Annotated in this window: 16 protein-coding genes; 14 read left to right on the top strand and 2 right to left on the bottom strand. The window is 72.1% G+C overall.

Annotated features, from left to right (window positions below; all coding sequences use genetic code 11):
* The first annotated feature begins 114 nt into the window (after positions 1–114).
* From ACE1OA_RS10445 to ACE1OA_RS10415, 7 genes are all read left to right on the top strand, one after another.
* Positions 115–1,884, top strand: a complete 1,770-nt coding sequence (locus ACE1OA_RS10445; protein WP_356608518.1) for an ABC transporter substrate-binding protein — start codon at positions 115–117, stop codon at positions 1,882–1,884.
* A gap of 122 nt (positions 1,885–2,006) precedes the next feature.
* Positions 2,007–3,005, top strand: coding sequence for an ABC transporter permease (locus ACE1OA_RS10440; RefSeq protein ID WP_356608178.1), 999 nt, complete (start codon positions 2,007–2,009; stop codon positions 3,003–3,005).
* Positions 3,002–4,123 carry an ABC transporter ATP-binding protein gene (locus ACE1OA_RS10435; protein ID WP_356608171.1) on the top strand — a complete coding sequence of 374 codons (1,122 nt, stop codon included), beginning with the start codon at positions 3,002–3,004 and terminating at the stop codon, positions 4,121–4,123. Before ACE1OA_RS10440 ends, ACE1OA_RS10435 begins: the two co-directional genes overlap by 4 nt.
* Positions 4,120–5,427: a dipeptide ABC transporter ATP-binding protein gene (locus ACE1OA_RS10430; protein WP_432752674.1), complete on the top strand. Its 1,308-nt coding sequence runs from the start codon at positions 4,120–4,122 to the stop codon at positions 5,425–5,427. Before ACE1OA_RS10435 ends, ACE1OA_RS10430 begins: the two co-directional genes overlap by 4 nt.
* 217 nt (positions 5,428–5,644) lie before the next feature.
* Positions 5,645–6,319, top strand: a complete 675-nt coding sequence (locus tag ACE1OA_RS10425) for a trimeric intracellular cation channel family protein (RefSeq protein ID WP_356608167.1) — start codon at positions 5,645–5,647, stop codon at positions 6,317–6,319.
* 23 nt (positions 6,320–6,342) lie between these two features.
* Positions 6,343–7,182, top strand: coding sequence for a thioesterase family protein (locus ACE1OA_RS10420; RefSeq protein ID WP_147979772.1), 840 nt, complete (start codon positions 6,343–6,345; stop codon positions 7,180–7,182).
* Positions 7,183–7,367: 185 nt separating this feature from the next.
* Positions 7,368–8,531 carry a cysteine desulfurase family protein gene (locus tag ACE1OA_RS10415; RefSeq protein ID WP_356608165.1) on the top strand — a complete coding sequence of 388 codons (1,164 nt, stop codon included), beginning with the start codon at positions 7,368–7,370 and terminating at the stop codon, positions 8,529–8,531.
* 162 nt (positions 8,532–8,693) lie between these two features.
* Here ACE1OA_RS10415 and ACE1OA_RS10410 read toward each other — a convergent pair whose 3' ends face one another.
* On the bottom strand, positions 8,694–9,347 hold the full coding sequence (locus tag ACE1OA_RS10410) for an N-acetylmuramoyl-L-alanine amidase (RefSeq protein WP_432752673.1): 654 nt from the start codon (positions 9,345–9,347) through the stop codon (positions 8,694–8,696).
* Positions 9,348–9,408: 61 nt separating this feature from the next.
* On the opposite strand from ACE1OA_RS10410, the gene mnmA reads away from it, so the two are divergent.
* On the top strand, positions 9,409–10,536 hold the full coding sequence (mnmA, locus tag ACE1OA_RS10405; RefSeq protein ID WP_432752672.1) for a tRNA 2-thiouridine(34) synthase MnmA: 1,128 nt from the start codon (positions 9,409–9,411) through the stop codon (positions 10,534–10,536).
* Between the two features lie 64 nt (positions 10,537–10,600).
* Here mnmA and ACE1OA_RS10400 read toward each other — a convergent pair whose 3' ends face one another.
* Positions 10,601–11,410 (bottom strand): alpha/beta fold hydrolase, encoded by an 810-nt coding sequence (locus ACE1OA_RS10400; protein ID WP_432752671.1) that lies wholly within the window; start codon positions 11,408–11,410, stop codon positions 10,601–10,603.
* A gap of 136 nt (positions 11,411–11,546) precedes the next feature.
* Between ACE1OA_RS10400 and ACE1OA_RS10395 the strand changes: the two genes are divergently transcribed.
* From ACE1OA_RS10395 to gatC, 6 genes are all read left to right on the top strand, one after another.
* Complete coding sequence (locus ACE1OA_RS10395; protein WP_384870881.1) at positions 11,547–12,086, top strand: TIGR00730 family Rossman fold protein; 540 nt, start codon at positions 11,547–11,549, stop codon at positions 12,084–12,086.
* Between the two features lie 110 nt (positions 12,087–12,196).
* Positions 12,197–12,895 (top strand): SDR family oxidoreductase, encoded by a 699-nt coding sequence (locus ACE1OA_RS10390; protein WP_356608156.1) that lies wholly within the window; start codon positions 12,197–12,199, stop codon positions 12,893–12,895.
* A gap of 28 nt (positions 12,896–12,923) precedes the next feature.
* Positions 12,924–13,940 carry a methionine synthase gene (locus ACE1OA_RS10385; protein ID WP_356608154.1) on the top strand — a complete coding sequence of 339 codons (1,017 nt, stop codon included), beginning with the start codon at positions 12,924–12,926 and terminating at the stop codon, positions 13,938–13,940.
* 34 nt (positions 13,941–13,974) lie between these two features.
* Complete coding sequence (gene ligA / locus ACE1OA_RS10380; protein ID WP_386545555.1) at positions 13,975–16,155, top strand: NAD-dependent DNA ligase LigA; 2,181 nt, start codon at positions 13,975–13,977, stop codon at positions 16,153–16,155.
* Positions 16,156–16,392: 237 nt separating this feature from the next.
* Positions 16,393–18,507, top strand: coding sequence for a putative bifunctional diguanylate cyclase/phosphodiesterase (locus tag ACE1OA_RS10375; protein ID WP_356608150.1), 2,115 nt, complete (start codon positions 16,393–16,395; stop codon positions 18,505–18,507).
* 163 nt (positions 18,508–18,670) lie between these two features.
* Positions 18,671–18,967, top strand: coding sequence for an Asp-tRNA(Asn)/Glu-tRNA(Gln) amidotransferase subunit GatC (gene gatC, locus ACE1OA_RS10370; RefSeq protein ID WP_015036350.1), 297 nt, complete (start codon positions 18,671–18,673; stop codon positions 18,965–18,967).
* The last annotated feature ends 1 nt before the right edge of the window (position 18,968 follow it).

Below are 18,968 nucleotides of genomic sequence, written 5' to 3'. Positions count from 1 at the left end.
ACGTCGCGACACCGCAAGACCAGCCCCAGACCAGCCCCTGCCGCTGTCGACAGGAGGCATGTCCCACCGGCGGACCGCCGTAACGGCCGCCATTATTCCGGAGGTTGCGAGACCATGACTCTGAACAGCTCTCAGAGGCGCAGAATCGCCGCGGGCGCGCTGCTCGCCGCGGCCACGATGGTCGTCACCACGGCCTGTGGCGGCGGCAACGGCGACGGCGGCAGCAAGGGCAAGGCCGGCGCGCCCGGCTTCAACGCCGGCGTGAACAAGGTCGCCAACGCCTCCGACAAGAAGGGCGGGACGCTCAAGTTCATCGGCTCGCAGGAGGCCGACTCGTGGGACCCGCAGCGCGGTTACTACGGCTTCGTGTGGGACTTCGCGCGCTACTACACGCGTCAGCTCGTCACCTTCAAGGCCGAGCCGGGCGCCGCCTCCACCGAGCTGGTCCCCGACCTCGCCACCGACGCCGGCAAGGTCTCGGCCGACGGCCTGACCTACACCTTCACGCTGAAGGACGGGGTGACCTGGGAGGACGGCAAGCCGATCACCTCCAAGGACATCAAGTACGGCATCGAGCGCATCTGGGCCCAGGACGTCATCTCCGGCGGCCCGATCTACCTGCAGCAGGTCCTCGACCCCAAGGGCGAGTACAAGGGCCCGTACAAGGACACCTCCGCCGACAAGCTCGGCCTGAAGGCCATCGAGACGCCGGACGACAAGACCATCGTCTTCAAGCTGCCGGTCGCCAACGGTGACTTCCTGCAGATGCTGGCCATGCCCGCCGCCTCCCCGGTCCGCCAGGACAAGGACACCAAGGCGCAGTACGGCCTGAAGCCGTTCTCCTCCGGCCCGTACAAGTGGCAGGAGTACAAGCCCAACAAGTCCATCCTGCTCGTCCGCAACGACAAGTGGGACGCGAAGTCCGACGGCATCCGCAAGGCCCTGCCGGACAAGATCAGCGTCACGTTCACCACGAACGCCGACGACATGGACAACCGTCTGATCGAGGGCGAGTACGACCTCGACATCAACGCGACGGGTGTCGGCGCCTCGGCCCGCGCCAAGGTGCTCCAGCAGCACAAGGAGAACGCGGACAACCCGCAGACGGGCTTCATCCGCTACGCGGTCTTCCCGCAGACGGTCATCGACAACGTCGAGTGCCGCAAGGCGATCATCTACGCGGCCGACTCCAAGTCCCTCCAGACCGCCCGTGGCGGCCCGCAGGCCGGTGGCGACATCGCCACCAACATGCTGCCGCCGGCGATCAAGGGTGCCGACCCGGCCGCCGACCCGTACGGCAAGCTCGCCGGCAAGCCGGACCTCGCCAAGGCCAAGGAGGCCCTGGCCAAGTGCGGTAAGCCGAACGGCTTCAAGACCACGATCGCGGTCCGCAACAACAAGAAGATCGAGATCGCGACCGCCGAGTCCCTCCAGCAGTCGCTGAAGGCCGTCGGCATCGACGCCCAGATCGACCAGTTCGACGGCGCCCAGACGTCCGGCATCATCGGTTCGCCGAAGGTCGTCAAGGACAAGGGCTACGGCATCATCATCATGGGCTGGGGCGCCGACTTCCCGTCCGGCCAGGGCTTCCTGCAGCCGCTGGTCGACGGTCGCTTCATCCTGCAGAGCGGCAACAACAACTTCTCGGAGCTGAACGACCCGGCCATCAACGGCCTGTTCGACCAGGCGCTGAAGGAGACGGACCCGGCCAAGGCCGGCGAGCTCTACAAGCAGATCAACACGAAGGTCTCGGAGGCCGCGGTCTACCTGCCCTTCACCCACGAGAAGAACATCATCTGGCGTTCCTCGCGACTGACCAACGTCTACACGGCCGACGCCTACAACGGCCGCTACGACTACGCGTCGCTCGGCGTCGTCAAGTAAGCCCCGTCTCCATCAACTCGCTCCAACGGCGCACCCGCCGCTAGGTCCGAAGGGCAGGTGATGGCCGTGGCCGGCGGCTGGGGAACCCGATCGGGTTCCCCAGCCGCCGACCGGCCGACCGCATGCTTGCATACATAGTCCGACGGCTCTTCGCCGTCGTCGCGATGCTGCTCGTCGTCACCCTGGTGACGCTCAGCATCTTCTTCCTCATCCCCAAGATGACCGGCAGCGACCCTGCCGCGATGTTCGTCGGCAAGCAGGCGGATCCGGCCTCCATCGAAGGAATCCGCCAGAAGCTGGGCCTGGACGAGCCGATCCTGGTGCAGTTCTGGCACTTCGTCTCCGGGATCTTCGTCGGCCGCGACTACACCGGTGGCGGCGACACGATCCACTGTGCCGCGCCCTGCTTCGGCTACTCCTTCCGCACGGAGCAGGACGTCTCGACCATGCTGGTCGACGCCTTCCCCGTCACCCTCTCCATGGTCCTCGGCGCGGCCGTGCTCTGGCTGCTCATGGGTGTCACCACGGGCGTGGTCTCCGCGCTCAAGCGGGGCACCGTCATCGACCGTGTCGCGATGATCACCGCTCTCGCCGGTGTCTCGCTCCCCATCTTCTTCACCGCCATGCTGGCGATGCTCGTCTTCCGCACGCAGCTGGGCTGGGTCAACGCCTCGTACGTACCGATCAGCGAGTCCTTCGGCGGCTGGTTCGGCGGCCTGCTGCTGCCGTGGGTGACCCTCGCCTTCCTGTACGCGGCGATGTACGCGCGACTCACCCGCGCCACCATGCTGGAGGTCCTCAACGAGGACTACATCCGTACCGCCCGGGCCAAGGGTCTGCCCGAGCCGGTCGTGCTCGGCAAGCACGCGATGCGCTCCACCATGACCCCCATCCTGACCATCTTCGGCATGGACCTCGGCGCCCTCGTCGGCGGCGCGATCCTGACCGAGACCGCGTTCAGCCTCCACGGCCTCGGCGGGCTGGCGATCAAGGGTGTGAGCGAGCGCGACCTGCCGCTGATCCTGGCGGTCACGCTCATCACCGCGGCCTGCGTGGTCGTCGCCAACCTCGTCGTGGACCTGTTGTACGCGGTGATCGACCCCCGAGTGAGGCTCGCATGACGGACAATCTGACGAAGACCGGCGCCGCCCTCGGCGAGCCGGTCAGGTCCGGACAGTCCGCGCCGTCCGACGCCTTCCTGGACGTACGCGACCTCAAGATCCACTTCCCGACCGACGACGGCCTCGTCAAGTCCGTGGACGGCCTCACCTTCCAGCTGGAGAAGGGCAAGACCCTCGGCATCGTGGGCGAGTCCGGCTCCGGCAAGTCGGTCACCTCGCTCGGCATCATGGGCCTGCACACGGTCGGCCAGTACGGCCGGCAGAAGGCCCGGATCTCCGGCGAGGTCTGGCTCAACGGCCAGGAGCTCCTCTCGGCCGATCCCGAGTCCGTGCGCAAGCTGCGCGGCCGCGACATGGCGATGATCTTCCAGGATCCGCTGTCGGCCATGCACCCGTACTACACGGTCGGCCACCAGATCGTGGAGGCGTACCGCGTCCACCACCCGGTCGACAAGAAGACCGCCCGCAAGCGGGCCGTCGAACTCCTCGACCGGGTCGGCATCCCCGAGCCCGCGCGGCGGTTCGACAGCTACCCGCACGAGTTCTCCGGCGGTATGCGCCAGCGCGCGATGATCGCGATGGCGCTGGTCAACAACCCCGAGCTGCTCATCGCGGACGAGCCGACCACCGCGCTCGACGTGACCGTGCAGGCGCAGATCCTCGACCTGATCCGGGACCTGCAGAAGGAGTTCGGCTCCGCGGTCATCATCATCACCCACGACCTCGGCGTCGTCGCCGAGATCGCCGACGACATCCTGGTGATGTACGGCGGGCGGTGCGTGGAGCGCGGATCGGCCGAGGACGTCTTCTACGAGCCGCAGCACCCCTACACCTGGGGCCTGCTGGGCTCCATGCCCCGCATCGACCGGGACCAGACCGACCGGCTCATCCCGGTCAAGGGCAACCCGCCCAGCCTGATCAACGTTCCGAGCGGCTGCGCGTTCAACCCGCGATGCCCGTACGCGGATGTGCCCAAGGGCGGCATCACGCGCACGGAGCGCCCCGAGCTGCGGCTGGCGACGGTCGGTGAGGGCCACGGCCGTCACTACTCCGCCTGCCACATGCCGCAGGAGGAGCGGACCCGGATCTGGACCGAAGAGATTGCGCCGAAGCTGTGAGCGACAACAAGAGCACCGAGCCCCTGCTCAAGGTCACCGGCCTGGTGAAGCACTTCCCGATCAAGAAGGGGCTGCTGCAGCGCCAGGTCGGGGCGGTCAAGGCGGTCGACGGCATCGACTTCGAGGTGCTGCCGGGTGAGACCCTCGGCGTGGTCGGCGAGTCCGGCTGCGGCAAGTCGACGATGGGCCGGCTGATCACCCGGCTGCTCGAACCGACCGGCGGCTCGATCGAGTTCCAGGGCAAGGACATCTCGCACCTCGGTGTGGCCGGCATGCGCCCGCTGCGCCGCGACATCCAGATGATCTTCCAGGACCCGTACGGCTCGCTGAACCCGAGGCACACGGTCGGCTCGATCGTCTCGGCGCCCTTCAAGCTCCAGGGCGTGGAGCCGGAGGGCGGGGTCAAGAAGGAGGTCCAGCGCCTGCTGGGCCTGGTCGGCCTCAACCCGGAGCACTACAACCGCTACCCGCACGAGTTCTCCGGCGGTCAGCGCCAGCGCATCGGCATCGCCCGCGCGCTCGCCCTGAAGCCGAAGCTGGTCGTCGCCGACGAGCCCGTCTCGGCCCTGGACGTCTCCATCCAGGCGCAGGTGGTCAACCTCCTGGACGACCTCCAGCAGGAACTGGGCCTCACGTACGTGATCATCGCCCACGACCTGTCGGTCATCCGGCACGTCTCGGACCGCATCGCGGTGATGTACCTGGGCAAGGTCGTGGAGCTCGCCGACCGCAAGAGCCTGTACGAGTCGCCGATGCACCCGTACACCAAGGCCCTGATGTCGGCCGTCCCGGTGCCGGACCCCCGGCGCCGCGGGCAGAAGAGCGAGCGGATCCTGCTGACCGGCGACGTCCCGTCGCCGATCGCCCCGCCGCCGGGCTGCCGCTTCCACACCCGCTGCTGGAAGGCGACGAGCCTCTGCAAGACCGAGGAGCCCCCGCTCCTGGAGCTGCGCCCGGGCCAGCGCGTGGCGTGCCACCACCCGGAGAACGCCGAGGGTCTGACGATCCCGGCGGCGCGGGAGTCGGTCGAGGTGTCGAAGGACACGGTGAAGAAGGCGGAGGCGGAGGCGCCCGAGCCGGAGGCACCGGCGGAGGTCCTCGCGAAGACGGAGAAGGCGGCGTCCGCGCCGTCGAAGCCCGAGGTCGCGGAGCCCGAGGTGTCCGAGGCCGCGGTGTCCGAGGCCGAGTCCGAGGAGGCCCCCGCGAAGACGGAGGCGTCCGCGCCCGCCGAGGAGGACGCGCCCGCCGAGGCGTCCGCCGAGTCGGAGGACACCCCCGCCGAAGGCGACGCGTCGGCGAAGTGACGCGGTGCCCCGCGACGACGGGGCAGGGAGCCACGCGTTCTCGTACGAAGGGCCCCGCGCCGTCCGGCGCGGGGCCCTTCGCGGTCGTGGGGCGGCGGTGCGGCGCCCCCCGGGCCGGGCACGTCACCGGGCGGGGCGGGGGAGTCCGCCCGGCCCGCGGCCGCGCCCGCCGGTGCCGTCCGTCGGACCACGCACCCCCGACCGGCACAATTGGGCGGTGCTCCACGAACTGTTCAACCCCTCTGTTCAACACGCGCTCGACCTCGTCGGCATCTTCGTCTTCGCGATCTCCGGCGCCCTCCTCGCCGTCCGGAAGAACTTCGACGTCTTCGGCATCGCCGTCCTCGCCGAGGTCACCGCGCTCGGCGGAGGTCTGCTGCGCGACCTGATCATCGGCGCCGTGCCCGCGGCGTTCGCCGATCTCGGCTACTTCCTGATGCCGCTCGTGGCGGCCGCGCTCGTCTTCTTCCTCCACCCCGAGGTCGAGCGCACCCAGACCGCCGTCAACGTCTTCGACGCCGCCGGTCTCGGGCTCTTCTGCGTCACCGGCACCACCAAGGCGTACGACTACGGCCTCGGCCTCACCTCCTCCGCGGCGCTGGGCCTGGCCACCGCCGTCGGCGGCGGCGTGCTGCGGGACGTGCTCGCCAACGAGGTCCCCTCCCTGCTGCGCTGGGACCGCGACCTCTATGCCGTGCCCGCGATGGTCGGCGCCACGATGGTCGCCGTCTGCCTCCGCTTCGACGCCCTCAACGCCTTCACCAGCGCCGCCGCCGTGATCACGGCCTTCGTCCTGCGCCTGCTCGCCATGCGCTACCACTGGCGCGCGCCACGCGCCTGGAACCGCCGGTCGTCCGCCCGCGAGGAATCCGAAAAAGCTACCGCTCAGTAATCTTCTGTTGTACCGTCGAAGGCATGAGCACGAGCATCGAGACGACGAGCGAGTTCGACCGCGACACCGCCGTCACCCTGCGCGCCCCCGGCATCTACGACGCCGACCTGTCCGCCGGCTGGACGATCATCTCCGCCGTCAACGGCGGCTACCTGCTCTCGCTGCTCGGCCGAGCGCTCGGTGAGCACCTGCCGCACCCGGACCCGTTCACCATCTCGGCGCACTACCTCACCCCGTCCGTGCCGGGCCCCGCGGTGATCCGCACCGAGACGGTCCGCACCGGACGCACCCTCTCCACCGGACAGGCCTCGCTCTACCAGTACGACGCCGACGGCACCGAGATCGAGCGCATCCGCGTCCTCGCCTCGTACGGCGACCTCGACGCGCTCCCGGACGACGTCCGCACCGCCGCGCGCCCCCCGGCCCTGGCGCCCATCGAGCAGTGCTTCGGCGCCTCGGACGGCCCCCGGCCCGAGATCCCCGGTTCCTCCGCCATCACCGACCGCCTCGACATCCGCCTCGACCCGGCCACCGTCGGCTGGGCCGTCGGCGCGCCCTCCGGCAAGGGCGAGATGCGCGGCTGGTTCGGCCTCGCCGACGGCCGCGAGCCCGACGCGCTGTCCCTGCTGCTCACCGTCGACGCGATGCCGCCGACCTCGTTCGAGCTGGGCCTCAAGGGCTGGACCCCCACGGTCGAGCTGACCACCCACATCCGCTGCCGCCCCGCCCCGGGCCCGCTGCGGGTCGCCATCACCACCCGCAACCTCGCCGGCGGCTTCCTGGAGGAGGACGCGGAGGTCTGGGACAGCGCCGACCGCCTCGTCGCCCAGTCCCGCCAGCTGGCCCGCGCCCCGCGCGGCTAGGCCGGCGAACGAACCACGTCACCGAGAGCGCCTCGCGGCCTCCCGTACGCACCGCGTACCGGAAGGCGGGGGCGCTCCCGGCGTCGGCCGAGAGGGGACCGGCCGGACGGCCGCCCCGCGCGGCCGGAGGCGCGAACAGGCCAGGCGCCCGAGGAGCAGGAACGGCCTCGTAGAATCGACCCACCATGGCTTACCTCGACCACGCCGCCACCACGCCGATGCTCCCCGAGGCGATCGAGGCGATGACCGCCCAACTCGCCGTCACGGGCAACGCCTCCTCGTTGCACGCCGCAGGGCGACGGGCCCGCCGCACCGTCGAGGAGGCGCGGGAGACGCTCGCCGCCGCCCTCGGCGCCCGGCCCAGCGAGGTCGTCTTCACCTCCGGCGGCACCGAGGCCGACAACCTCGCCGTCAAGGGCCTGTACTGGGCCCGCCGTGACGCCGACCCCCGGCGCACCCGTGTCCTGTGCGGTCCCGTCGAGCACCACGCCGTCCTGGACGCCGTCGACTGGCTCGCCACCCACGAGGGCGCGACCGTCGAGTACCTCCCCGTCGACCGGTACGGCCGCGTCCACCCCGACGATCTGCGCGAGGCCCTCGCCCGCGACCCCGAGAGCGTCGCGCTCGCCACCGTCATGTGGGCGAACAACGAGATCGGCACGATCATGCCGGTCCGGGAACTCGCCGACGTCGCAGCCGAGTTCGGCGTACCCCTGCACTCCGACGCGGTGCAGGCGTTCGGTCAGATTCCGGTCGACTTCGCGGCCTCCGGACTCGCCGCCATGACCGTCTCCGGACACAAGATCGGTGGCCCCTACGGCATCGGCGCCCTGCTCCTCGGCCGCGAGTACAGCCCCGTCCCCGTCCTGCACGGCGGTGGCCAGGAGCGGCACGTGCGCTCCGGCACCCTCGACGTCCCCGCGATCGCCGCGTTCGCCGTCGCCGGCCGGCTCGCGGCCGAGCGGCGCGAGGAGTTCGCCCGGGAGGTCGGCGGCCTGCGCGACGACCTGGTCGACGCCGTACGCGCCGCCGTCCCCGACGCCGTCCTCGGCGGCGACCCGGTCGACCGGCTGCCCGCCAACGCCCACTTCAGCTTCCCCGGCTGCGAGGGCGACTCCCTGCTCCTGCTGCTCGACGCCCAGGGCATCGAGTGCTCCACGGGATCGGCCTGCACCGCCGGCATCGCCCAGCCTAGCCACGTCCTCCTCGCCACCGGCACCGACCCGGACCTGGCGCGCGGCACCCTGCGCTTCAGTCTCGGCCACACCTCCACCAAGGAGGACGTGGCGGCGGTCGCCGCGGCGATCGGCCCGGCCGTCGAACGGGCCCGCAGCGCCGGACTCACCTGAGTCGCTCGCGAACGGGCACGTACCGGTGGACTCATCCGAGCCCGCTCGCGAACCGGACCGTCCAGGGTCCGGCCGGCGTCCGCGGGCCGGCGATCCGAGTCCGGCCGCCGGCCCGTACCGGCGAACGGCCCCGAGTCCGCCGGCCGGCCCGTACCGCCGGGCTCAGCCCAGCTTCCCGGCCTCCGCCGCCACCAGCTTCATGTAGCGGGGCCAGTCCCAGTGGGGGCCGGGGTCGGTGTGGTCCGTGCCCTCGACCTCGACGTGCCCGATGATGTGCTCCCGGTCCACGGGGATCCCGTGGCGGGCGCATATCCCGGCGGTCAGCCGGGCGGACCCCGCGTACATGGCCGCCGTGAAGTCCCGCGGCCGGTCGACGAAGCCCTCGTGCTCGATGCCGACGCTCCGCTCGTTCATGTCCCGGTTGCCGGCGTGGAAGGCCACGTCGAGCTCGCGGATCATCTGCGCGACGTGCCCGTCCTTGCGCACCACGTAGTGCGTGGCGGCGCCGTGCGCCGGGTTCTTGAAGACCTTCAGGGCACCGGAGTAGCTGCCCTGGACGACATGGATCACCACACGGTCGATCACGTAGTCGTCCGGCCGGTCGGCCCGCCGCCAGTTCGCCCGCGCCGCCGCCGTCCACTCCGCGCCCTTGTGGTCGAGCTCTCCCTCCACCCGCTTCCGCTGCGTCCCCGGCAGCCGCCACCAGGCGCGCTGCAGTTCCTCACGGGCCAGCACGGCCGTGCCCAGCAGCGCGGCACCCCCGCCGAGCAGCACGGCGCGCCGCCCGACCCCCCTCTTGGCCTTTTCACTCCCCATGTGATCGTCAACGCATACTCAGGCGACCACGGTTCCCGGAGCCCCGTACCCTGGTGGGGCTATGACTACGACTCCTCCCCGTCCCCTCCGTGTCCTGGCCGCCATGTCGGGCGGCGTGGACTCCGCCGTCGCCGCCGCCCGGGCCGCCGAAGCCGGGCACGACGTGACCGGGGTACACCTGGCCCTCTCGGCGAACCCGCAGTCCTTCCGCACCGGCGCGCGCGGCTGCTGCACCATCGAGGACTCGCGCGACGCCCGCCGGGCGGCGGACGTCATCGGCATCCCCTTCTACGTCTGGGACCTCGCCGAGCGCTTCCGCGAGGACGTGGTCGACGACTTCGTCGCGGAGTACGAGGCGGGCCGCACCCCCAACCCCTGCCTGCGCTGCAACGAGAAGATCAAGTTCGCGGCGCTGCTCGACAAGGCGCTCGCCCTCGGCTTCGACGCGGTCTGCACCGGCCACTACGCGACGGTCGTCCTGAACGAGGACGGCACCCGCGAGCTGCACCGGGCGTCCGACATGGCCAAGGACCAGTCGTACGTCCTCGGCGTCCTCGACGAGAAGCAGCTCGCCCACGCGATGTTCCCGCTGGGCGACACCCTGACCACCAAGGACGAGATCCGGGCGGAGGCGGAGCGGCGCGGCCTCGCCGTGGCGAAGAAGCCCGACAGCCACGACATCTGCTTCATCGCCGACGGCGACACCCAGGGCTTCCTCGCCTCCCGGCTCGGGACGGCCGAGGGCGACATCGTGGACGAGGCGGGCCGGAAGCTCGGCACGCACGTGGGCGCGTACGGCTTCACGATCGGCCAGCGCAAGGGGCTGCGGATCGGCCACCCCGCGCCGGACGGCAAGCCGCGCTACGTGCTGGACATCTCGCCGGTGAACAACACCGTCACCGTCGGCCCGGTGGAGGCGCTCGACGTGACGGCCCTGACGGCGATCAAGCCGCGCTGGTGCGGCACGGCGCCGGCGGCCTCCGGCCGCTACACGGCTCAGCTGCGCGCCCACGGCGGCGAGACCGGGGTGACGGCGGAGCTGGCGGACGGCACGCTGCACGTCACCTTCGACGAGGCGGTCCGGGGCGTGGCCCCGGGACAGGCGATCGTGCTCTACGACGGCACGCGCGTGGTCGGTTCGGCGACGATCGCGACGACGGTCCGGCGCGCGGCCGACGCCACGGTCTGAGTCGGCCGGTTCGGCCGGCTCCGCCAGGACGGGCGCCGGCGCGGCACCGGGGCCGGCCCCGGCCTCACTCCTCGACGAAGAACTCCTCCAGCACCGGCGCGAGGACGTGCGGCGCCACCAGCTGGGTCTGGCCCGTCAGCGTGCGGTGCCGGCCACGGGGGAGCGCCGCCGCGACGGCCTGCGCCGCCTCGCGCGTCCAGGCCGGGCTGAACCCGCCGTCGACGACCAGCACGGGCGCGTCGACCGACCCCAGCAGGGCGTCCGGCACCACCCCGTCACCGAGGACCGCGTGGTCGTACGCGAGGGTGTGGGCCACTTCCGCCAGCAGTGGCCACCGGACCGACCCGCGCAGCCCGGCCGGCGCCTCCGGTGCCGCCGCGTCGGACAGGAACAGCTCCAGCGCCTCGTCGCGCCGCCCTTCGTCGAGCAGCGCGACCAGCCGCCGGCCGCGCGCGGCGAAGGCCGCCCGCGTCTCGGCGCCGGTCGCGTACGGCGGCTCGAAGACCGAGAGCCGGGCGATCGGCAGCCCGGCCGCCGCGGCCGCCAGTGCCAGCGCGCCACCCGACGAGGTGCCGTGCACGGTGACGTCACCGCCCACCTCGTCGACCACCGCCGCCAGGTCGTCGATCTCCCGCCCCACCGCGTACGGGCCGGTGTCGCCGCTCCCGCCGCGGCCCCGGCGGTCGTAGGCGACCACCGAGAAGCGCGACGCGAGGAGCCCGGCCAGCGGCCGCTCGGCCTCGGCGGTGCCGAGGGCCCCGCCGACCAGGATCACCGGCGGCCCGTCGCCGTACCGCTCGTACGCGATCCGTGTGCCGTCCGCCGACGTGACCCGTCCCCGGACCCTGCTCAGCGTGCTGTTCGCCTCGTCCATGCCAGTGATGACCGGGGCCGCGTGCGGAACTCATCGGTGTGCGGGGGAGATTCACCGGGAAGTTCTCCGGGCGGCCGTTCCGGGCGGTCGTTCCGGGCGGTCCCGCGGCCCCCGGACCACCCCCTACGGTGGAGCCATGAACATCTGCGTCTTCCTCTCCGCCGCCGACCTCGACGAGCGCTACACCGGCCCGGCGCGCGAGTTCGCCACGCTGCTCGGCAAGGGCGGGCACACGCTCGTGTGGGGCGGATCCGACGTCGGCCTGATGAAGGTGGTCGCCGACGGCGTGCAGGAGGCGGGTGGCCGGCTCGTCGGCGTCTCGGTCGACTTCCTCGCCGCCACCGCCCGCGCGAACGCGGACGAGATGGTCGTCGCCCGGGACCTCGGGGAGCGGAAGGCGCTGCTCCTCGCCAAGTCCGACGCCGTCGTGGTCATGGTCGGCGGCACCGGCACCCTGGACGAGGCCACCGAGGTGCTGGAGCTGCGCAAGCACGGCAAGCACACCAAGCCGGTGGTCCTGCTGAACACGGCCGGCTTCTACGACGGCCTGAAGACGCAGTTCCGTCGCATGGAGGACGAGGGCTTCCTGCCGCTGCCGCTGACCGAACTGGTCTTCTTCGCGGACGACGGCGTCGCGGCGCTCGCGTACCTGGAGGAGTCCGCCCGCATCCGCTGAGTGCGCACGCCGATGCGTCCGCGAAGCGACTGAGGGCCCCCACGTCCGCTCCGACGTCTGGTCCGCCGGTTCACCCGCCCCCGGCGCCTCGTCGTGACCGGGATGCGAGCATGGCTCCCATGGCTACTCATGTGATCACCGGAGCCGGCTCCGGCATCGGCGCGGCCGTCGCCCGGCGGCTGCACGCCCGCGGGGACGAGCTCGTGCTGCACGCGCGCGACGCGGGACGGGCCAAGGAGCTGGCCGCCGCGTTCCCCGGCGCGCGGACGCTCGTCGGGGACCTCGCCGACCCCGACCGGCTCTCCTGGGCGTTCTCCCACCAGACCCTGCCCGAACGGGTCGACACGCTCCTGCACGTCGCGGGCGTCGTCGACCTCGGCCCGGTCGGCGAGCTCACCCCGAAGACCTGGCACCACCAGCTCAACGTCAACCTCGTCGCCCCGGCCGAGCTCACCCGGCACTTCCTGCCGCAGCTGCGGGTCTCGAAGGGACACGTCGTCTTCGTCAACTCCGGTGCCGGGCTCAACGCCCACGCCGAATGGGGCGCCTACGCGGCCTCCAAGCACGGGCTGAAGGCGCTGGCCGACTCGCTGCGTCACGAGGAGCACGCCCACGGGGTGCGGGTGACCTCGGTCTACCCGGGGCGGACCGCGAGCCCCATGCAGGCCAAGGTCCACCAGCAGGAGGGCAAGGAGTACGACCCGTCGAGGTGGATCGACCCCGAGTCCGTCGCGACGGCCATTCTCACCGCCGTCGACCTGCCCCGTGACGCCGAGATCAACGACCTGACGGTCCGGCCGGGTCGGTAGCCCGGGCTGTCGCGCGTACGCTTCCCGGGTGAGCGACACGAACGACGAGAAGACCCCCTTCATCTGGGGCCCCGCCACCGGCGTCGGGTCCATGCCCGGCGGGGACGCCCGGGAGGCCGCCAAGACCGTCGCCGGATCCTTCGAGGACTTCCCCTTCCTGGCCGAGCTGCCCGCCCGCGGGCCGGGCGCCGACATGATCGGGCGGACCATCGGGCTGCTCGTCGAGATGTACGCGCACGTGGAGCCCAGCGGGTGGCGGGTCAGCGACCGGCCCGGGCGCGACACCCGGCGCGCCCGGTCCTGGCTCGGCGAGGACCTCGACGCCCTGGAGGAGTTCACCCAGGGATACGAGGGCCCGCTCAAGGTCCAGGCCGTCGGTCCCTGGACGCTCGCCGCCGCGCTGGAACTGCGCGGCGGCGAGGCCGCGCTGGGCGACCCCGGGGCCTGCCGGGACCTGGTCGGCTCCCTCGCCGAGGGCCTGCGCGGCCACCTGGCGGAGCTGCGCCGGCGGGTGCCGGGCGCCCGTCCCGTCCTTCAGCTCGACGAGCCCTCCCTGACCGCCGTCCTGCGGGGACAGGTCCGCACCGCCAGCGGCTACCGCACCTACCGGGCCGTCGACCGGCAGGTCGTCGAGAGCGCCCTGCGCGAGGTGATCGCGGTCCACGACGGCCCCGTCGTCGTCCACTCGTGTGCCCCGGACGTGCCGTTCGCCCTGCTGCGGCGCGCCGGCGTCTCCGGCGTCTCGTTCGACTTCTCGCTCCTCACGGAGCGTGACGAGGAGCCGATCGGTGAGGCGGTGGAGTCCGGAACCGTCCTCTTCGCTGGCGTGGTGCCGTCCACCGACGCCCCATTGTCCGACCCGGGCGGTAGCGTCATGGGTGTCAGGACGCTGTGGCGCAGACTGGGGCTGAATCCGGGGACTCTGGCCGATTCCGTCGTGGTCACCCCCACGTGCGGGCTCGCGGGTGCTTCGCCGGCGTACGCCCGGGCGGCGCTCGCCCACAGCGCCCGGGCGGCGAGATCGCTCGCGGACAACCCTGAGTGACGGGTTTTCGAGGCAAACGGGAGGACGAGTAACGGTGGCAGTCGAACAGGGGGCCCTGCCCGCCGAGGCACGGGAGAAGCACGCCGACCTGGCCGAGCAGGTCGAGGCGCACCGCTTCCGGTACTACGTGAAGGACCAGCCGGTCATCAGCGACGGCGAGTTCGACCGGCTCCTGCGCGCCCTGGAGGCCCTGGAGGAGGAGTACCCGGAGCTGCGGACGCCCGACTCGCCGACGCAGAAGGTCGCGGGAGCGTACGAGACGGAGTTCACCTCCGTCGAGCACCGCGAGCGCATGCTCTCGCTCGACAACGCCTTCGACGACCTCGAACTCGCCGCCTGGGCCGAGCGGCTCGCGCGCGAGGTCGGCACCTCCGCGTACCACTTCCTGTGCGAGCTGAAGGTCGACGGCCTCGCGGTCAACCTGACCTACGAGCACGGGCGGCTGACCCGGGCGGCGACCCGCGGCGACGGCCGCTCCGGTGAGGACATCACGCCCAACGTCCGCACCATCGCCGACATCCCGGACCGGCTGCGCGGCGACCGCATCCCCGATCTCGTCGAGATCCGCGGCGAGGTCTACTTCCCGATGGAGGCCTTCGAGGGACTCAACGCCCGCCTCGTGGAGGCCGGCGACAAGCCCTTCGCCAACCCGCGCAACGCCGCCGCCGGTTCGCTGCGCCAGAAGGACCCCAAGGTCACGGCCACCCGCCCGCTGCACATGGTGGTGCACGGCATCGGCGCCCGCGAGGGCTTCGACATCGACTGCCTCAGCCACGCCTACGAGCTGCTGCGCGAGTGGGGCCTGCCGACCGCCCGGCACAACAAGGTGGTCGACTCGCTGGACGGCGTACGGGAGTTCATCGCGTACTTCGGCGAGAACCGGCACTCCGTGGAGCACGAGATCGACGGGGTCGTCGTCAAGCTGGACGAGATCCCGCTCCAGGGGCGGCTCGGCTCCACGGCGCGCGCCCCGCGGTGGGCGATCGCCTGGAAGTACGCGCCGGAGGAGGTCAACACCAAGCTCGTCGACATCAAGGTCGGCGTCGGCCGGACCGGCCGGGTCACGCCGTACGCGCAGGTGGAGCCGGTCACGGTCGCCGGCTCCGAGGTCGAGTTCGCCACGCTCCACAACCAGGAGGTGGTGAAGGCCAAGGGCGTCCTCATCGGCGACACCGTGGTGCTGCGCAAGGCCGGCGACGTCATCCCGGAGATCCTCGGGCCGGTCGCCGACCTGCGGGACGGCACCGAGCGGGAGTTCGTGATGCCGGCCGAGTGCCCCGAGTGCGGGACGCCGCTGAAGCCGATGAAGGAGGGCGACATCGACCTCCGCTGCCCCAACGCCCGGACCTGTCCGGCCCAGCTGCGCGAGCGCGTCGCGTTCCTCGCCGGCCGCGAATGCCTGGACATCGAGAAGTTCGGCGCGGTCGCCGCCGCCGCGCTCACCCGGCCGCTGGAGCCCACCGCCGCGCCGCTGGTCGACGAGGGCGACCTCTTCGACCTGACGATCGAGCGGCTCCTGCCCATCCGGGCGTACGTCCTGGACCCGGACAGCGGACTGCCCAAGCGGGACCCGAAGACAGGTGAGGAGAAGACCGCCCTCGTCTTCGCCAACCAGAACGGCGAGCCGCGGAAGAACGCGCTGTCGATGCTGGAGAACATCGCCGCGGCCAAGGAGCGGCCCCTGGCGCGGTTCATCAACGGGCTGTCGATCCGTCACGTGGGCCCGGTCGCGGCCGCGGCCCTCGCCCGCGAGTTCCGCTCTCTGGAGCGGATCGAGCAGGCCACCGAGGAGGAGCTGGCGGCCGTCGACGGGGTCGGCGGGATCATCGCGGCAGCGGTGAAGCAGTGGTTCGCCGAGGACTGGCACCGCGAGATCGTGCGCAAGTGGCGGGCGGCCGGCGTCCGTCTGGAGGACGAGGGCGCCGACGAGGAGCAGGGGCCGCGTCCGCTGGAGGGGATGACGGTGGTCGTGACCGGCACCCTGCAGAACTTCACCAGGGATGGCGCAAAAGAGTCGCTGCAGAGCCGCGGAGCGAAGGTGACCGGTTCCGTTTCGAAGAAGACCGACTTCGTCGTCGTGGGGGACAACCCGGGTTCCAAGTACGACAAGGCGATGCAGCTGAAGGTTCCGGTTCTGGACGAGGACGGGTTCGCGGTCCTGCTGGAGCAGGGTCCCGACGCGGCCCGGGAGGCGGCGGTTCCGGCCGCCGGGTAGCCCTCCGTCCCTCCTGTCCCACCCCCGGATCGTCACCCGTTCGGCGCATACCAGATCGTTAGGGGTGGCCGGGTCGCATTCGGGCAAGACATGGAGAGCGCTGCCCGTCGGAGCCCTCCGCGGCCTACTGTTGTGACGTGCGTCTGTCGTGCACGGCCGCGTTGGGCTCCGTCGGTCGTGGTGGCAAGACAACGGCCCATCGCGTTGCAACGGCACCGCCGGCTGTGAGAGGGACGAATGAAACCGAGCGAGAGTGCCGCCCCGGTCTCACGGCCGCATGGCCGCGCGGTCTTCGCGGGCATCACCCCCGGCCTGCCCGGAGCCGTGGTGGCCCTTGCCGCCGTCGTGCTCGCGGTCGGCCTCTACGAGGCCCTGAGCACCGGTCACGGCCTGTTCCCCGGCGACACCGCGGGCTGGTGCCTCGCGATCCTCACCGGACTCATCGTCGGACACCTGGTCGCCCTCGGCCGCGACCGCTGGTGGGGCGGCACCGGCTCCGGCGCCGCCCTCACCCTCGCGGTCCTCCTGCTGTACGGCTGGGTGCCCGCCGGACTCGTCGCGATGACCGTCGTCGTGCTCGTCGGCGCCGCCCGCCGCCACCGCTGGCGGCAGGGCCTGCTGCACGGCGCCGCCGACGTCCTGGGCATCGGCGCGGCCGCCCTCGTGCTGGCCGCCTTCGGGGACACGCCGTCCGTCGAGCGGCCCTGGCAGCCACTCGACTGGACGATCGGAGACATCCCGGAGGTCGTGCTGTCCGCGGGCGCCTACCTCGTCGTGACCCGGCTCCTGCTCTGGTACGCCCACGCGCCCCAGGGCGCCTCGCTGCCCACCGCCACCCGGACGGCCCTGATCCGGCAGGGACTCGTCGCGGTCGCCCTGCTCGGCATCGCCCCGCTGATCTGCGTCGTGGCCGCCTCCCTGCCGGTGCTGCTGCCGCTCTTCGCCGTCCCCCTCATCGCCCTCGACTCCACCCTGTGGATCGCCCGCGCCCGGGCCGAGGAGCAGCTGCGCGACCCGCTGACCGGGCTGCCCAACCGGCAGTGGCTCCTGGAGCGGACCTGGACCGCGCTGGAGGCGGCCGAGGGGGAAGGGGCGCGCGCCGCCCTCGTCCTGATCGACCTCGACCGCTTCCGCTCGGTCAACGACACCCTGGGGCACCTCGCCGGAGACCGGCTGCTGCTCCAGATCGCGGAGCGGCTCAAGCTCGCCCTGCCGCGCGGGGCGGAGGCCGCGCGGCTCGGCGGCGACGAGTTCGCCGTGCTCCTGCCCATCGCCGACTCCACCACGAGCGCCCAGCGCGTCGCCCGCCACCTGGTCGCCGAGCTGTCCTCGCCGCTGGACCTGGACGGGCTCACCCTGGTCCTGGAGGCCAGCGCGGGCGTCGCGGTCTTCCCGGACCACGCCCTGGACGCCGAGGGCCTGCTGCGCCGCGCCGACGTGGCCATGTACCAGGCGAAGCGGGACCGGACCGGTGTGGAGGTGTACGAGTCCAAGCGCGACTCCAACACCCCCGACCGGCTCGGGCTCCTCGGCGACCTGCGCCGCGCGCTGGACGCCCGCGAGGTCGAACTGCACTACCAGCCCAAGGTCCGCTTCGACGGGCAGGTGGCCGGCCTGGAGGCGCTGGTCCGCTGGGTGCACCCGGAACGCGGGCGCGTCCCCCCGGACGAGTTCATCGCGATCGCCGAGTCGTCGGGCCTGATGCCGCACCTCACCGAGTACGTCCTGGAGACCGCGCTCGCGCAGGTCGCCCGGTGGCGCGCGCAGGGCCTGAACGTGCCCGTCGCGGTCAACGTCTCCCCCCGGGACGTCCACACGCCCGGCTTCGCGGGCGCGGTCGCGGCCCGGCTCGCCCGGCACGGGGTCCCGGCCGGCGCGCTCCAGCTGGAGATAACCGAGCACGTGCTCCTGGAGGACCCGCAGCGGGCCGCCGACACGCTGGCGGGGCTGACCGGACACGGCGTGAAGATGTCCCTGGACGACTTCGGCACCGGCTACTCCTCGCTGGTCCACCTGCGGCGCCTCCCGGTGAGCGAACTGAAGATCGACCGCTCCTTCGTGGCCCGGCTGGCCGTCGACACCGAGGACGCCGAGATCGTGCGCTGCACCCTGGACCTGGCGCACTCGCTGGGCCTGCTCGTCGTCGCCGAGGGCGTCGAGGACGACGAGACCTGGGAGCGGCTGCGGGACCTGGGCTGCGACGCCGTCCAGGGCTGGCTGGTCGCGGCGGCGATGCCGCCGGCCGAGACCACCGCCTGGCTGCGCGCCCGCGGCGAACACGGCTGGCGCCGGCCCTCCGAGGAGGCGGCGGCACTGGAGGTCGACCAGCCCTCGGGGCACGTGGTGCAGTAGCGCGGGGCCGGGACGCGCGCTCCCGGCCCGGCGTGCGGTGAGGGGCGCGGGGGCGGGACGGGCCGCCGTCCCGGGGTGCCGGAGGCGACCGTTTAACGGTCGGACGCCCACGCCCCATAGGATTGGGCCCAAACCACACACACTCACCCCTGAGGATCGCTGCATGCCTGGCATCACGCGCGAGGAGGTCGCACACCTCGCACGGCTGGCGCGTCTGGAGCTGAAGGGCGAAGAGCTCGATCACTTCGCCGGTCAGCTCGACGACATCATCGGCGCGGTCGCCCGCGTCTCCGAGGTCGCCGACCAAGACGTTCCGCCGACCTCCCACCCGCTGCCGCTGACCAATGTCATGCGCGCGGACGAGGTCCGTCCGTCGCTCACCCCCGAGCAGGCGCTCTCCGGCGCCCCGGCCCAGGAGCAGCAGCGTTTCAAGGTGCCGCAGATCCTGGGGGAGGACTGAT

The organism is Streptomyces sp. JL2001, from assembly GCF_050917515.1.
Classification (GTDB): Bacteria; Actinomycetota; Actinomycetes; order Streptomycetales; family Streptomycetaceae; genus Streptomyces.
This window is presented reverse-complemented; position numbering and strand designations above follow the sequence as displayed.